This window comes from Rhizobium sp. CFBP 13726 (assembly GCF_014841925.1).
Taxonomy (GTDB): domain Bacteria; phylum Pseudomonadota; class Alphaproteobacteria; order Rhizobiales; family Rhizobiaceae; genus Neorhizobium; species Neorhizobium soli.
The window spans coordinates 739,001-753,642 of the sequence record NZ_JACYUU010000001.1 but is presented as its reverse complement, the minus strand read 5'-3'; the positions used below and the strand labels follow the sequence as shown (position 1 = coordinate 753,642).

The following is a 14,642-nucleotide window of genomic DNA, read 5'->3' as shown; positions in this document are numbered from 1 at the left end:
TCTTTCCCGTGTATGCCAAAAGCGAGGAACCGAGCTTAGAGCGCTGGCGACCCACGGCCAGCAACGGCATGACCTGCAATCCGGTTTGGTGCGAGCGTGGCCCACCCCACTTCACAAAGCCGTGTCACCGCACTTCGCCTTGCGGCCATCAACCTCCCGTTAGCTTTTCGTTGACCATAATGGTCCCGTATTCGCCGGGCTGCGGTTTTCGCATCCCGCTGTCACAGTTTGCGTAAAGCGGGTTTGTCGTGTCCCAGTCTCTGTCGATTAAGTCTGTACCCGGTGCTGCACGCGCACTTGTGAACCTCGCCTCGGAAGCGGCCGGCAAGGCTGCACGGTCTGCGGGCGCAGCCGGGCTTGCGGTAGCGGCTCTGTTGGGATCGGCGTCGTTTGCCTTTGCCGAGGATCGGTCTCTCAAGCTCTATTTTACCCATACGGGCGAAAAGGCGACGATTACCTACAAGCGGGACGGCAGGCTGGATCAGAAGGGTCTTGCCCAGATGAACCGGTTCCTGCGCGACTGGCGCCGCAACGAGACGGCGCGAATGGATCCGAACCTGCTCGATCTCGTCTGGGAGATCTACGAGCGTTCCGGCACCAACAATTACATCCACGTCGTATCGGCCTATCGTTCGCCTGCCACCAACAACATGCTGCGCGGTCGCTCACGCTCCACCGGGGTTGCGCGCAAGAGCCAGCATATGCTTGGCAAGGCGATCGATCTCTACATTCCCGGCGTCAAGCTTTCGACGCTGCGGGCCATCGCTGTTCAGATACAGGGCGGCGGCGTCGGTTATTACCCGACATCCGGCTCGCCCTTCCTGCATGTGGATGTCGGCAATGTCCGAGCCTGGCCACGTCTGTCGCGGCAGGAGCTGGCGCGTATCTTCCCGAACGGCAGAACCATCCATGTTCCCGCCGACGGAAGACCGCTCCAGGGCTATAGCGTCGCGATGGCCGATCTCAAACGCCGTGGCAGCGGCAAGTCGATCGCTATTGCGCGTGCGACCATAGATATCGAGGCCGACGATGATGCAGGTGCCGGAAAACGGGTCGGCAGCGGCCTGATCACCGCGATGCTGCCAACACCACGCAGCCGCGCGCTTGCAGCACTCGACGAGCAGACGACGCCACGGCCATCGGCGCGTGCGACGGTTGCCGTGGCGCCGGTACCCGCCTTTGCCGATCTGGCATCTCTCGCAATCCCGGCCCCGGGCCTGCGTCCGGCGGCTGAAACCGCGTCATCGGCTCCTGCCGCCGTCATCGAAACCGCCTCGCTTGGTCCGGCACCGACGGCTGCATCGGCGTCCGCGCTCGGAAACAGCATGCCGATGCTGCCTCGCCCTGCACCGGGCTTCGTACCCGCCCTCGCCCTTGCTGCGCCGGCGAAAGGACTTCCAGAACCAAGACACTCGCTGGCATCGCTGCCGATCACCGGGCCGCAGATCGATCCGGAAGACGAGTTTGATGGCGAAGACGTTTTGATCTCCTGGGCGATCTCGCCCCCCGGCGCATCGACCGGAATGACCGCGCCGCTCGTCGTCGGCCGCACGCTGACGGATCTGACTGCCAAGCCGGACAGTGCCGAGCCTCTGCCGCTCGGTATTGCCGAAGAGTTCGATCACAGCCGGTTCTGGTCGGACGGCTGATCGGCCACCGGTTCAGACCCATCGTTTTCATAGCGATCATGAAAAAGGCCCGCGATTGCGGGCCTTTCGAGTTTATGTAGTGAGCGATGGGGCAGAAGTTGTGGCTCGCAGCGTTTCCCGACAGACATCGATAGGCAAACCGTTGAGGCGGCTCAGCCCAAGTCTCCAACGAAAAAAGGCCCGCGTGTGAGCGAGCCTTTTCCGTTCCGGGTGTGACCGGATTAATCAGAACCTGTAGTTCACGCCAGCGGTAACCGAGTGGTCATGAACGTCCTTACGGGTTTCGACGCCCTGGTAGGAGCTCTTGACGTTGTCGGTCATGACATAGTTGTACTCGACGCGGGCCGAGATGTTGCCGGTCAGCTTCTGCTCGATGCCGGCACCCAGCAGGAGGCCAGGCTTCCAGCCGTCCGGGCCGGTAACATTGTCGCCATCGCGATACTTCGTCATGGCAAGACCGGTCGTGCCGTAAAGCAGCGTCTGGTCGAGCGGAACACCAGCCTTGACCTTGGCGGCCATGCGATGACGCTCGGACAGCTTGCCGCCGCGGGCCTTCACATCGGCATCGCCGAGATAGGAGTAATCGAGTTCGCCACCAACGATAGCGCCGCCCAGGTCGTGGTTGTAGCCGCCGTGAACGCCGAGGTTGAGGCCCTTGCCGCTGGCAAACGGGTTGATCCTCGGCGACGTTACACCGCCGTGTCCACCGACATAAGCACCTGACCAACCGGCCGGTTCGCTCGCAGGTTCGCTGTAGGCGGGCGCCTCATAGGCGCTGGTGAGATCCGCAGCCATAACGGGGCTGGCGGCAAAGGCGGCGACGAGCGCCAGGGCAAGTGTCTTCTGGGTCATTGCGTTTACTCCATACAAAGCCTGCAAGTGGCGGATGCGCAGGCGATACAACCGGCTGAAAGCCGCGGGACGATCCAGGCAACCCAGCCCAGATAGCGAGGACAATCCCGCACCGTATTGCGATTTATTTTCACGAATTCATAAACGCATCGTTAACTGCGTCCGTCCGGAACGACCTTTGTGCGATATCTTCAGATCACGATATTGGGATGCCAGAAAGCCCGCAAAATCGACGTTTTTTGGGAACCTTTTCGGGGGTCGTTAAATTGGATAGATTCGACCATCACAGAGGAGAACCGCACATGCTGACGAATACCGCACGGCAGTCCGTCCCGTCGCCGGAGGAGAATGTCCTGACCGTCCAGGAAGCGCTCGAGCCGCTGTTTCTTGCGCTTGAGGAAGAGGCGGAAGTAAGGATGATTGCAGCGGCCCTGAAGGCCGGCTGGACCGCGGAAGAGGCTGTCACAGCAATCGACGAACTGCGAATGAACGAACTGCTGCCGAACAACCCCTCGCACTAGGACCGGCCGAAATTATCGGTCGCCTCGCTTCTACCGCTCCCCTACACTGCTTCCGACTTACGTCGGAATGCAGCGAGGACAGATGACGTTCAGAAGAATTTGCGTATATGGCGCGGGCGCGCTCGGAAGTGCATTTGCCGCAAAGATAGCGGCTGGATCAGGAGCCGACACGGAGCTGTCGGTTGTGGCGCGAGGCGCACAGCTTAAGGCAATCCGAGAGAACGGGTTAAATGTCGTCTATGAAGACACGGGCATCGATCCGGTCCGCGTACGGATTGCCGCGACGGATGATCCGTTCAGTCTGCCTCCACAGGATCTTATAATTACCGGTTTGAAGGGCCATCAGCTCGCAGCCGCAACAGATGGTCTGGCAGCACTGATTGGCGAAAGCACGCGCGTCGTGATGATCCTGAACGGGATTCCCTGGTGGTATTTCCATGGGGACATGGAGAGCGGCTTTGGAGGCCGGCAGATCCCCGAGCTCGACGCAGACAGTTGCATCTGGAACGCCATCGGTCCGGAACGCGTGATCGGTTGCGTCGCGTATCAGGGTGCGGAAATCATCGAGCCCGGCAAGACCCGCCTGAACGGCAAAGGCCACTTCTTTCTCGGAGAACCCAGCGGCGAGATGTCCGGCGAACTGTCGTCGATCGTGGACCTTTTCCAGCGCTGCGATCTCGATGCCAAGGCAACGCCGCGGATCAGAGACGAGATCTGGGCGAAGCTTCGTGGCAACGCCGCCTTCAATCCCATCAGCGCCCTCACCCGCGCCTTGATGATCGACATGATGTCAAACCCGGATATCGCCGAAATCGTTCGGAAAATCATCAACGAGGTTCAGGCCGTCGGCACCGCCTTTGGTGCGAGGTTCAGCCAGACCGCCGATGAAATGTTTGCGAGAGCGCAAGGTTTCGGGCCAGTAAAAACCTCGATGCTCCAGGATCTACTTGCGGGCAAGGCGCTGGAGATCGTGCCGTTGACGGGCATGGTCGTGTCGCTCGGAAAACTGGCCGGCGTGCCGACGCCCGTGTGCGAAACCATCTTTGCGCTGACCGCCCAACTGGACCGCCAGCACCTCACAAACTGAATCAAATCGCTCTCGACCTGAGTCCGGAAATTGCTTCAAGTCTTTGTAGAGACAGCTTTTTACGAAACCGAAAAAAGAAAAGTCCCGCTGCGGGGAACAGCGGGACCAGGTAGATTGGAGGTCAAATATTTTGTCGTTTTTGGGCGACGCGGGGGGAAACATCGCCTTGCTTTATCTGTCTTGCCAGCGGGCTGGTGGCTCAGCGCGTCGGCATCATGCTTAAATAACACCCAGGAACGCAGTAGGTTCCATAGATCTTTAACCGGGTGTCTGTAGGATTGTTGTACCCATATACTGGCATGAATGAGGCAAGCATGGCAGGTCCGAATTTTCGCTACACGCATTATGATCTCAAACCGCAGCGCGCCGGCACGATCATCGAAGTCACGCTCAATGGCGTGAACAACGTCCGCCTGATGACCGCTTCGAACTACCAGCGGTTTACGGAACAACTCGATTTCAAGTTCGTCGGCGGCGTTGCGAAGAAATCGCCGCTGCGGATCGCCGTTCCGGAAAACGGCCACTGGCATCTGGTGGTGGATATGGAAGGGCATCACGCTCTGGCCGAGTCTTCGGTGAGGCTCGTCGCGGCACCGGGTCAGGCGCAGAAACCAGGCATCGCCAGGGCTTCCTGAGGCTTAGCTGCCGCCGCGCTCCTTGCGCAGCTTCGACCACCAGTCGAGACGCTTTCTGATGTCACGCTCGAAGCCACGCTCCGGCGGATCGTAATAGGTCTGGCGGCCCATTTTTTCCGGGAAGTAGTTCTGGCCCGAAAACGCGTCGGGCTCGTCGTGGTCGTAACGATACCCGTCATTATAGCCCTCTGCCTTCATCAGCTTGGTCGGGGCATTGAGGATATGCTTGGGTGGCAGAAGCGAGCCGTTTTCCTTGGCAGCGCGGGTGGCCGCCTTGAAGGCCATATAGACCGCATTCGATTTCGGAGCGGTCGCCAGGTAGACGCAGGCCTGCGCCAGCGCCAGCTCCCCTTCAGGCGAGCCTAGATAGTCGTAGGCATCCTTGGCGGCGTTGCACACGACAAGCGCCTGCGGGTCGGCAAGGCCGATATCCTCCACGGCCATCCGGACCAGACGTCGGCCGAGATAGAGCGGGTCCTCGCCGGCATCGAACATCCGCGCGAGGTAATACAGTGCTGCATCGGGATCCGAGCCACGCACCGACTTGTGGAGCGCGGAGATGAGATTGTAGTGGCCGTCCTGCGCCTTGTCGTAGACGGGGGCACGACGCTGGACGATCTCGGTCAGACCAACCGTGTCGAAGACCTCGCCCGTCCTTGCCGCACGCCAGATTTCCTCGGCCAGCGTCAGAACCGCACGGCCGTCTCCGTCCGCCATCCGGATCAGGCTTGCGCGCGCGCCGTCGTCGAGCGGCAGCGGCTTTGCCTCCACTTGCTCAGCGCGTTCCAAAAGTTCGCTGAGGCTGTCCTCGTCGTGACTGCGGAAGGTCAGAACGCGCGCGCGAGAGAGAAGAGCGGCGTTGAGTTCGAAACTGGGGTTCTCGGTGGTAGCGCCCACGAGGATCACCGTTCCGTCTTCCATGACGGGCAGGAAACTGTCCTGCTGGGCACGGTTGAAGCGATGGATCTCGTCGACGAAGAGAAGCGTCTGGCGGCCCTGCATGCGTCTCAGCCGGGCCGATTCGAACACCTTCTTCAGATCCGCGACGCCGGAAAAGATCGCCGAAATCTGCTCAAAAGCGAGACCCGCCTCACCCGACAGCAGCCGGGCGACGGTCGTCTTGCCGGTACCGGGCGGACCCCAGAAGATCATCGATCCAAGTGAGCCAGAATCGATCATGCGACGAAGCACACCATCGTCACCCGTTAGGTGGGCCTGACCTGTCACCTCCGAAAGCGTCTTAGGCCGCAACCGGTCGGCAAGCGGCCGCCTGCTGGCGACCTCTTCTGGGACTTTCGGTGCAAACAGGTCGTCGCTCATCAGCCCTTACCGTTCATCGGAAGAACTGCCGGATACGCTGGCCCTTGCGTTCGATCTCGACCCGCCAGAACCCCGGATCGGTGCGGAGCATCTTTTCCATGACAGTCGTCGAAGCGACCGCCTCGCCGTTCAGCGAGACGACGATGTCCTGTGGCTGGAAGCCAAGACGACCGGCAGGCGAGCCGCGCGAGACGTCGGTGACGACGACGCCGCTCTTGTCTGTGGGCATGCGCAGTTCCGTGGCGAGTTTCGGTGACAGGTTGGCAATCCGAAGACCGGCGAAGGGATTGCGGCCTTCCAGCACCCGCTCGTCGCGCGGCGTGCTTTCCGGCGCGGAATTGAGTGCTAGCTGAAGGTCGCGCATGCCGTCGGGCGTCTGGACGCTCAATTTCGCTCCCTTGCCGAGGCCAGCCGTCGTCAGCCGGTAGCCGAGCGCATCGGGATGCTCGACTGGAATGCCATTGACGGCCGTCACGACCTCGCCGGGCTTCAATCCTGCCTTGTCGGCCGGACCGCCTTCGACGACACGCGAGACCAGAGCGCCGCGGGCGGCCTTCAAGCCGAGCGCTTCGGCGACGTCAGAGGTCACGGCATCGAAGGTCGCGCCGACATAGGGACGGTCGAAGACCGACTTGCCTTCGGAGGCAGCCGCCAGGAAGACCTTGACAAGATTTGCCGGAATGGCGAAGCCGATCCCGTTCGATCCGCCACCGCGCGAGAAGATCGCGGTGTTGATGCCGATCAGTTCGCCATTCATGTTCATCAGCGCGCCGCCGGAGTTACCGGGATTGATCGACGCGTCGGTCTGGATGAAGAAGCCGAAATCTCCCGACGACACCTGGTTGCGGGCAAGCGCCGACACGATGCCGCTGGTGACTGTCTGGCCGACACCAAACGGATTGCCGATCGCGAGCACCAGATCACCGACCTCTGTGCGGTCCGAATCGGCCAGCGGCAGGACCGGGAAATTTTCCTTTGCCTTAATCCGCAACACGGCCAGATCGACGCTCTCGTCCTTCAGGACGAGTTCGCAGGGAAACTCCCGGCCGTCCGCCAAGGCGATCTTGATATCATCAGCGCCTTCGATGACGTGATTGTTGGTAACGACAAGACCGTCGCCGGAGAGAATGACACCGGAACCGAGCGAAGACTGCTTTTCCGAACGGTTCGGCATGCGCTGGCCGAAGAACTGCTCGAAGAAGGGGTCGCCGGAAAACAGGTTCGGGCGCTGAACGACGCGCTCGGCATAGACGTTGACGACGGCACCGGAGGTTTGCTTGACCAGCGGCGAGAACGAAAGCTGCATTTCCTGCCGGCTTTGCGGCACCGTCTTCTGGTCCTGCGCATAGGCGCCAGCGGGGGCCAATGCCGCGAGCAGGACGACGCTGAGCAAGAGCTGCCTGAGATGCCGTTCGAACGGTCGCTTGAGCGTGCTGGACATGTGATTCCTCTTACAAATTGCTGGATGACGTTGTAGCGCCGCAAGCGGCAAAAGAAAGGTGCCCGGAACCCGATGACGCGTCCTTGCGACCGGGTATCTGGCACAGGCAGGGAAAGACGGTACCCGACAAAGCCCGCGGGCGGGTGTTGCTGCTTCCAGCTGATCCGCAAAAAGCATCGGCTTTTCAGCACGATCCTAGCCTCCATCATCCTTGCTATCTCGCGCATGTGCATCATGTTTGTCCTTGGGAGTTTACGATGCCGTTTGGGATCGGCTCCAGAGACTGCACACAGGAGCGTTCCAGCATGAAAACCTTATTCGCGGCCACCGGCGTGGCTGCACTTGTCCTGAGCGCCGGCCTTTCCCTTGCACCTCGCCCGGCAGCGGCGGCGAGCTTCGATTGCGAGAAGACCGATCTGGTCGCCGACGAGAAGGTGATCTGCGACACACGCACGCTGAACGATGCCGACGTGAAGATGGTCACCACATTCGACATCCTGACCAGCCTGCTCGCCATGGGCAATCGCGACCAGCTGCGCCAGGAACAAAGCGACTGGTTGAAGAAGCGTCGGGCTTGCGAGGCAGACGTCCAATGCCTGACGACGGCCTATGCGGAGCGGATGAAGCAGTTGCAGGAAGCGTTTAGCGGACTGAGCAAAGAGCCGCTTTAGTCCTTAATCGACGTTCACTGGAAACGATCAAAGACAAAGGCCTCGGTGTTGTGCACCGAGGCCTTTGAAGTTTTTAGATCTCTGTCTGCGGGGTTGGTTCGACCCGAGACTTACTCGGGCAGGATCCGGACCGCGCCCTTGTCAGCACTCGACGCAAATGCCGCATAGGCTTTGAGGGCCGTCGTGACGTTGCGCTTGCGGGGCGCTGACGGCTTCCAGCCGAGTGCATCCTGCTCGTGGCGACGCGCCGAGAGTTCAGCGTCCGACACCGCCAGATGGATTGTCCGGTTCGGAATATCGATCTCGATCATGTCACCCTGGCGGACCAGTCCGATCGCGCCACCCTGGGCTGCTTCCGGGGAAGCGTGACCGATGGAAAGGCCGGATGTACCGCCGGAGAAGCGGCCGTCGGTGATCAGCGCGCAGGCCTTGCCGAGGCCCTTCGACTTCAGATAGCTGGTCGGATAGAGCATTTCCTGCATGCCCGGGCCGCCCTTTGGACCTTCATAGCGGATAACGACGACATCGCCGGCCTTGACCTCGTTGCTGAGGATCGCCTTGACGGACGCATCCTGGCTTTCGAAGACGACAGCGGGACCGCTGAACTTCAGGATCGACTCATCGACGCCCGCGGTCTTCACGATGCAGCCGTCGGCCGCGATGTTGCCGTAGAGAACCGCCAGGCCGCCATCCTTGGAGAAGGGATTTTCAACCGAGCGGATGATGCCCGTGTCGCTATCCGTATCGAGCTCGTCCCAGCGCGAAGACTGGCTGAACGCGACCTGAGTAGGAACGCCGCCGGGTGCTGCCTTGAAGAAGTTGCGGACGCTCTCGGAATTGGTGCGGGTGATGTCCCACCGGTCGATCGCATCGCCGAGCGTTGCTTCGTGCACGGTGTAGCAGTCCCGGTTGATCAGACCGCCGCGCTCCAACTCGCCCAGGATACGCATGATGCCGCCGGCGCGGTGAACGTCTTCCATGTGGACATCGCTCTTGGCAGGCGCGACCTTGGACAGGCACGGCACCTTGCGCGACAGCTTATCGATATCCTCCATGCCGAAATCGACGCCGCCCTCGTAGGCAGCAGCCAGGATGTGGAGAACCGTATTGGTCGAGCCGCCCATCGCGATATCGAGCGACATGGCGTTTTCGAACGCCTGCTTGGTGGCGATATTGCGCGGCAGGACCCGTTCGTCATCCTGCTCGTAGTAACGGCGGGCGATATCAACGATCAGGTGACCGGCTTCGACGAACAGGCGACGGCGGTCCGAATGGGTGGCGAGCGTCGAGCCATTACCGGGCAGCGACAGGCCGAGCGCTTCGGTCAGGCAGTTCATCGAGTTGGCGGTGAACATGCCGGAGCACGAGCCGCAGGTCGGACAGGCAGCCTTTTCGATGGCGGTGACGTCCTCGTCCGACATCTTGTCGTCGGCGGCGGCAACCATGGCATCGACGAGGTCGAGCGCAACGGTCTTGCCGTGGAGGACGACCTTGCCGGCCTCCATTGGGCCACCGGAGACGAAGACGGCCGGGATGTTCAGGCGCATGGCGGCATTCAGCATGCCAGGCGTGATCTTGTCGCAGTTGGAGATGCAGACCATGGCGTCGGCGCAGTGGGCGTTGACCATATACTCGACCGAATCGGCGATGATCTCGCGCGATGGCAGCGAGTACAGCATGCCGTCGTGGCCCATGGCGATGCCGTCATCGACGGCGATCGTGTTGAACTCCTTGGCGACACCGCCGGCGGCCTCGATCTCGCGGGCAACCAGCTGGCCGAGATCCTTGAGGTGGACGTGGCCCGGCACGAACTGCGTGAAGGAATTGACCACCGCGATGATCGGCTTGCCGAAATCGCCGTCCTTCATGCCGGTGGCGCGCCAAAGGCCGCGCGCGCCAGCCATGTTGCGGCCGTGGGTCGTGGTTCTTGAACGATAGACTGGCATGATGTTTCCTCGATCGCGTTCAGCCATTGCTATTTACCGCGTCGGATCACGCGGCGCAAAGGACCTTGTTTTCTCCGTCCTACTGCAGGCTAAAGCCAGTGTCACTACCAATGGGGCGAAAAACAGTACGGTACGGTACGGTTCTCACCAGCGCACTAGAAATCGGCCCGGCGATGTAGGCGCGGTCGGAGTTTCATAGCGGTTCTGCTCCGGCGTGGCGTTTGGGGAGCGAGGCAACGTCACCGTCCCTCACCCTCTCCTCGTGTCCGCTATCGCTTCGCGCGGAGCTCGTCCGCCGTCACACCGAAATGGTCGAGAACGATGTTGAGGTTGCGGCGGTGCGACTTGAAGAAGACGTCGAACAGATCACCGGCCAGCGGCACGCTGCCGACGACAGAATCGACCGCAAGGTTGCCGATCATCTTTGCAAGCTTGTCGTTCGGCATACCCATGCGGCGGGCCTCGTTGACGATATAGAGGCCAATCAATGCGCCCCCGGCATCGCCCACGAGCGGAACAAGGCCCATGATGGAATCGGCACCAAACCGAAACCGGGTGCCGGGAATACCGATCGCCGTATCCATCATACGGGCGACGCCGTGGATACGCCGCAAACGCCGCAGTCGATCGATCCGGCCCGCATCGGTTTCCGTGAAGCGTTCGCTGGCAGCATCCCAGGTTTTCGTCGCCATACTCACTATCCTTGATTAATGTCAAAGCTGAAATGAGCATGCGATTTCCCGGTTCAAGGCTTAGCGTATGTTTCAACGCTAATTCTTTCACGCAAACGTGGTTTAATGCCTTTCCTCCGCCTCTGTGAAACCAAACCTGTCGGCGGTACGTATAAGCACAGGATAGGCTTTTGCCTGAAGGAGATCCGCCATGCCCGCATTTCGCCCACCCCGCATTTCGCCGACTGAGATCACGCCGCGCGACATCTATCTGTCGCGCCGGAATTTCGTGGGCACCGTCGCCGCGGGCGCCGGCCTTTCAGTCCTTGGAGGCTCAAGCGCATTCGCTGCGGCTCTCAGCGCATCGCCCGGCCCCTACAAGCTGGACGAAAAGCTGACGCCTAAAGAAGCCGTCACCACCTACAACAATTTCTACGAGTTCGGCGTCGGCAAGGAAGATCCCTCGCAGAATTCCAGCGCGTTCAAACCGACACCCTGGACCGTCAAGGTCGAGGGCATGGTGGGCAAGCCGAAGGAATTCGGTCTCGACGAGATCCTCAAGATGAAGCTCGAGGAGCGGACATACCGCATGCGCTGCGTCGAGGGATGGTCCATGGTGATCCCGTGGATCGGTTTTCCGCTGGCATCGATCCTTGACCAGGTCGAGCCGCTCGGCAGCGCCAAGTATGTGGCGTTCGAGACCGTCGTTCGTCCTGAGGAAATGCCCGGCCAAGGCGGCCTCTTTCAGGCCCTACCCTGGCCTTATGTCGAAGGCCTGCGCCTTGACGAAGCGCGCCATCCGCTGACCATTCTTGCCGTCGGTCTCTACGGCGAAACGCTGCCCAACCAGAACGGCGCGCCGATCCGGCTCGTGGTGCCGTGGAAATACGGTTTCAAAGGCATCAAATCGATCGTCAAGATCAAGCTGGTCGAAGAGCAGCCGCAGACCACCTGGAAGAATTCGAACGCCCGGGAATACGGTTTCTATTCCAACGTCAATCCGGCAGTGGACCATCCACGCTGGAGCCAGTCGACCGAACAGCGGATCGGCGAAGGCGGGTTCTTCGGAACCAAGCGCGTCGATACGCTGCCGTTCAACGGCTATGCTAACGAAGTGGCGAGCCTCTATAGCGGCATGGACCTGAAAGCGAACTACTGACCATGCTCTCGATCCCAGCCCTGCCCCGCCGATATCATGCCGCCAGCATCTGGGCACTTTACGTCGTGGGGCTTTGTCCCGCGGCGTGGTACTTCTATCAGGCCGCGACGGGCGGGCTGGGTTTCAATCCGGTCAAGACGTTCGAGCATCTGATCGGCATCTGGGCGTTGCGTTTCATCATCCTGACGCTCGCCGTCACGCCCCTACGCGATATTCTCGGGATCAACTGGATCCGCTATCGCCGTGCGCTAGGGCTGCTCGCCTTCTATTACGTCGTGTTCCATTTCAGCGTCTATCTTCTGCTCGATCTGCAGCTGAACTTTGGCGCTGTTGGCAGCGATATCGTGCGGCGCCCCTATATCACGATCGGCTTTGCCTGCCTGCTGCTGCTGATCCCGCTTGCGGTGACATCCAACAACTGGTCGATCCGCAAGCTCGGACAGACCTGGGTGAAAATGCACAAGCTGATCTATCTCGTGGCACTGGGCGGCGCGCTCCACTATGTGCTCGCGGTGAAGTCGGTGACGCTCGTTCCGTTTATCCATATCGCAGCGATCGGGCTGCTGCTCGCCTACCGGCCGCTCCGAAAGCCGTTCCTCAACTGGAAGCGCGGCAAGAGCCGTCCGGCACGTCCCGCCACCACGACATAGTGGGCGGCGTCAACGTATGGCAGGTATCGGGCAGGCCTCACCGCCGCCGAATAGTCGCGACCGGGTGAGGAAGCGCTTTTCACGCCCATTGTCGAGCGAGAACATGCCGCCCCTTCCGGGCACGACATCGATAATCAGCTGCGTGTGCTTCCAGGCCTCGAACTGGCTGCCGCTGATATAGACCGGCACGCCGCCGATTTCGCCAAGCTTCACGTCGTGGTCGGCGAGCATGAAATCGCCCTTTGGATAGCACATCGGAGACGACCCGTCGCAGCAGCCGCCGGATTGGTGGAACAGGATGTCTGGGTGGTCCGCCTGGATCTCGGCAATGAGGGTCAGCGCGGAATCCGTGGCCGTGACGCGCGGTTCGCCGTTGATTGTTGCATCCATCATGTCATTCCTGTTCGCATCGAGACATTGAAAAGGCTCCCGACCCTGCAGCCGGGAGCCCATGCTTCGGTTGAGATCGATCAGAAGAACCCGAGCTTCTTCGGGCTGTAGCTCACCAGCATGTTCTTGGTCTGCTGGTAGTGGTCGAGCATCATCTTGTGGTTTTCGCGACCAATCCCAGACTGCTTGTACCCGCCGAATGCCGCATGCGCGGGATAGGCGTGATAGCAATTTGTCCAGACGCGGCCGGCCTGGATCTCCCGGCCGAAGCGGTAGGCGCGGTTGCCGTCGCGCGTCCACACGCCGGCGCCGAGCCCGTACAGCGTATCGTTGGCGATCTCCAGCGCCTCTTTTTCGTCCTTGAAGGTCGTCACCGACACTACCGGTCCGAAGATCTCCTCCTGGAAGATCCGCATCTTGTTGTGGCCCTTGAAGATCGTCGGCTTGATGTAGTAGCCGTTCGCCAATTCCCCGCCGAGATCGTTCTTGACGCCGCCAGTCAGCACTTCCGCGCCTTCCTGCTTGCCGATGTCGAGATAGGACAGAATCTTCTCCATCTGCTCGGAGGATGCCTGCGCGCCAATCATGGTCGAGCTATCGAGCGGGTTGCCCTGCGTGATTGCTTCGACGCGTTTGACCGCCCGCTCCATGAAACGATCGTAAACCGATTCCTGGATCAGTGCGCGGCTGGGGCATGTGCAGACTTCGCCCTGGTTCAGCGCGAACATCGCAAAGCCTTCCAGCGCCTTGTCGAGGAAATCGTCGTCTTTACTCATCACATCGGCGAAGAAGATGTTCGGCGACTTGCCGCCAAGTTCGAGCGTGACAGGGATAAGGTTTTGGCTGGCATATTGCATAATCAGCCGGCCTGTTGTGGTCTCCCCGGTAAAGGCGATCTTGGCGATCCGGTTGCTGGTGGCAAGCGGTTTCCCGGCTTCGAGACCGAAACCATTGACGATATTCAGCACGCCGGGTGGCAGGAGGTCACCGACGAGTTCCGCCCAGACCAGAAGCGAGGCCGGCGTCTGCTCGGCCGGCTTGATGACAACGCAGTTGCCGGCGGCAAGCGCCGGTGCAAGCTTCCAGGCGGCCATCAGAATCGGGAAATTCCACGGAATGATCTGGCCGACAACGCCAAGCGGTTCGTGGAAGTGATAGGCGACCGTATCGTGGTCGATTTCACTGATCGAACCTTCCTGGGCACGGATGCAGGATGCGAAATAGCGGAAGTGATCGATGGCGAGCGGGATGTCGGCTGCCATTGTCTCGCGGATCGGCTTGCCGTTGTCCCAGGTTTCGGCCTGCGCCAGAACTTCCAGCTTGTCTTCCATCCGCTGGGCGATCTTCATCAGGATGTTCGAGCGGTCAGCCGGCGCCATGCGGCCCCATTTTTCCTTGGCGGCGTGGGCAGCGTCGAGCGCCGCATTGACATCCTTTTCGTCAGACCGCGGGATCTCGCAGATCTTGCCGCCGGTGATCGGCGTGACGTTGTCGAAATACTTGCCGCTGATCGGTTCTTTCCACTCACCGCCGATATAGTTGCCGTATTTCAGCTTGAACGGTGACTCAACGATTTTCTGATGCAGCATGTCATCCTCCCATGATGAACAGGTTCAAAGCGAACCCGATGGAACAGAATCTGCGCTTCTG

At 60.7% G+C, this 14,642-nt stretch carries 14 protein-coding genes; 7 read left to right on the top strand and 7 right to left on the bottom strand.

The features are described 5' to 3' along the window. Positions 1–248 precede the first annotated feature (248 nt). Entirely contained in the window at positions 249–1,649 is a 1,401-nt protein-coding gene (locus tag IFT66_RS03695; protein WP_342344741.1) for a DUF882 domain-containing protein, read from the top strand. 225 nt (positions 1,650–1,874) lie between these two features. Here IFT66_RS03695 and IFT66_RS03690 read toward each other — a convergent pair whose 3' ends face one another. Beyond that, a complete protein-coding gene (locus tag IFT66_RS03690) occupies positions 1,875–2,501 on the bottom strand; it encodes an outer membrane protein (RefSeq protein ID WP_062457663.1) in 627 nt (208 codons plus the stop codon). Positions 2,502–2,803: 302 nt separating this feature from the next. On the opposite strand from IFT66_RS03690, the gene IFT66_RS03685 reads away from it, so the two are divergent. From IFT66_RS03685 to IFT66_RS03675, 3 genes are all read left to right on the top strand, one after another. Further along, complete coding sequence (locus tag IFT66_RS03685) at positions 2,804–3,022, top strand: hypothetical protein (RefSeq protein ID WP_062457666.1); 219 nt, start codon at positions 2,804–2,806, stop codon at positions 3,020–3,022. An 82-nt stretch (positions 3,023–3,104) separates the two neighbouring features. After that, a complete protein-coding gene (locus IFT66_RS03680; RefSeq protein ID WP_192076794.1) occupies positions 3,105–4,109 on the top strand; it encodes a ketopantoate reductase family protein in 1,005 nt (334 codons plus the stop codon). A 314-nt stretch (positions 4,110–4,423) separates the two neighbouring features. Further along, positions 4,424–4,744, top strand: a complete 321-nt coding sequence (locus IFT66_RS03675; RefSeq protein WP_192076793.1) for a DUF1883 domain-containing protein — start codon at positions 4,424–4,426, stop codon at positions 4,742–4,744. A gap of 3 nt (positions 4,745–4,747) precedes the next feature. Here IFT66_RS03675 and IFT66_RS03670 read toward each other — a convergent pair whose 3' ends face one another. Beyond that, the gene (locus tag IFT66_RS03670; protein ID WP_184655180.1) at positions 4,748–6,064 is read right to left on the bottom strand and encodes a replication-associated recombination protein A; all 1,317 of its coding nucleotides are present in this window, start codon (positions 6,062–6,064) and stop codon (positions 4,748–4,750) included. A 13-nt stretch (positions 6,065–6,077) separates the two neighbouring features. Further along, entirely contained in the window at positions 6,078–7,505 is a 1,428-nt protein-coding gene (locus tag IFT66_RS03665; RefSeq protein WP_092662054.1) for a DegQ family serine endoprotease, read from the bottom strand. 305 nt (positions 7,506–7,810) lie between these two features. Here IFT66_RS03665 and IFT66_RS03660 point away from each other — a divergent pair, with 305 nt between their 5' ends. Next, positions 7,811–8,176, top strand: coding sequence for a lysozyme inhibitor LprI family protein (locus tag IFT66_RS03660; RefSeq protein ID WP_192076792.1), 366 nt, complete (start codon positions 7,811–7,813; stop codon positions 8,174–8,176). Between the two features lie 110 nt (positions 8,177–8,286). Here the strand turns inward: IFT66_RS03660 and ilvD are convergent, their stop codons facing one another. Beyond that, the gene (gene ilvD, locus IFT66_RS03655; protein WP_192076791.1) at positions 8,287–10,122 is read right to left on the bottom strand and encodes a dihydroxy-acid dehydratase; all 1,836 of its coding nucleotides are present in this window, start codon (positions 10,120–10,122) and stop codon (positions 8,287–8,289) included. Positions 10,123–10,391: 269 nt separating this feature from the next. Then, entirely contained in the window at positions 10,392–10,814 is a 423-nt protein-coding gene (locus IFT66_RS03650) for a DUF4112 domain-containing protein (RefSeq protein ID WP_192076790.1), read from the bottom strand. Between the two features lie 190 nt (positions 10,815–11,004). On the opposite strand from IFT66_RS03650, the gene msrP reads away from it, so the two are divergent. Both msrP and msrQ read left to right on the top strand, forming a co-directional pair. Beyond that, positions 11,005–11,952, top strand: coding sequence for a protein-methionine-sulfoxide reductase catalytic subunit MsrP (gene msrP, locus IFT66_RS03645; protein ID WP_192076789.1), 948 nt, complete (start codon positions 11,005–11,007; stop codon positions 11,950–11,952). A gap of 2 nt (positions 11,953–11,954) precedes the next feature. Further along, positions 11,955–12,602 carry a protein-methionine-sulfoxide reductase heme-binding subunit MsrQ gene (gene msrQ, locus IFT66_RS03640; RefSeq protein ID WP_192076788.1) on the top strand — a complete coding sequence of 216 codons (648 nt, stop codon included), beginning with the start codon at positions 11,955–11,957 and terminating at the stop codon, positions 12,600–12,602. A 9-nt stretch (positions 12,603–12,611) separates the two neighbouring features. On the opposite strand, the gene IFT66_RS03635 is transcribed toward msrQ, so the two are convergent. Further along, complete coding sequence (locus IFT66_RS03635; RefSeq protein WP_192077128.1) at positions 12,612–12,992, bottom strand: DUF779 domain-containing protein; 381 nt, start codon at positions 12,990–12,992, stop codon at positions 12,612–12,614. An 80-nt stretch (positions 12,993–13,072) separates the two neighbouring features. Beyond that, positions 13,073–14,581, bottom strand: a complete 1,509-nt coding sequence (gene adh / locus IFT66_RS03630) for an aldehyde dehydrogenase (RefSeq protein ID WP_192076787.1) — start codon at positions 14,579–14,581, stop codon at positions 13,073–13,075. Between the last annotated feature and the right edge of the window lie 61 nt (positions 14,582–14,642).

Bases quoted from the DNA above. Each gene is read 5' to 3' on its own strand.
- IFT66_RS03690 (WP_062457663.1), bottom strand. From the start codon at position 2,501: ATGACCCAGAAGACACTTGCCCTGGCGCTCGTCGCCGCCTTTGCCGCC.
- IFT66_RS03685 (WP_062457666.1), top strand. From the start codon at position 2,804: ATGCTGACGAATACCGCACGGCAGTCCGTCCCGTCGCCGGAGGAGAAT.
- IFT66_RS03680 (WP_192076794.1), top strand. From the start codon at position 3,105: ATGACGTTCAGAAGAATTTGCGTATATGGCGCGGGCGCGCTCGGAAGT.
- IFT66_RS03675 (WP_192076793.1), top strand. From the start codon at position 4,424: ATGGCAGGTCCGAATTTTCGCTACACGCATTATGATCTCAAACCGCAG.
- IFT66_RS03670 (WP_184655180.1), bottom strand. From the start codon at position 6,064: ATGAGCGACGACCTGTTTGCACCGAAAGTCCCAGAAGAGGTCGCCAGC.
- IFT66_RS03665 (WP_092662054.1), bottom strand. From the start codon at position 7,505: ATGTCCAGCACGCTCAAGCGACCGTTCGAACGGCATCTCAGGCAGCTC.
- IFT66_RS03660 (WP_192076792.1), top strand. From the start codon at position 7,811: ATGAAAACCTTATTCGCGGCCACCGGCGTGGCTGCACTTGTCCTGAGC.
- ilvD (WP_192076791.1), bottom strand. From the start codon at position 10,122: ATGCCAGTCTATCGTTCAAGAACCACGACCCACGGCCGCAACATGGCT.
- IFT66_RS03650 (WP_192076790.1), bottom strand. From the start codon at position 10,814: ATGGCGACGAAAACCTGGGATGCTGCCAGCGAACGCTTCACGGAAACC.
- msrP (WP_192076789.1), top strand. From the start codon at position 11,005: ATGCCCGCATTTCGCCCACCCCGCATTTCGCCGACTGAGATCACGCCG.
- msrQ (WP_192076788.1), top strand. From the start codon at position 11,955: ATGCTCTCGATCCCAGCCCTGCCCCGCCGATATCATGCCGCCAGCATC.
- IFT66_RS03635 (WP_192077128.1), bottom strand. From the start codon at position 12,992: ATGGATGCAACAATCAACGGCGAACCGCGCGTCACGGCCACGGATTCC.
- adh (WP_192076787.1), bottom strand. From the start codon at position 14,581: ATGCTGCATCAGAAAATCGTTGAGTCACCGTTCAAGCTGAAATACGGC.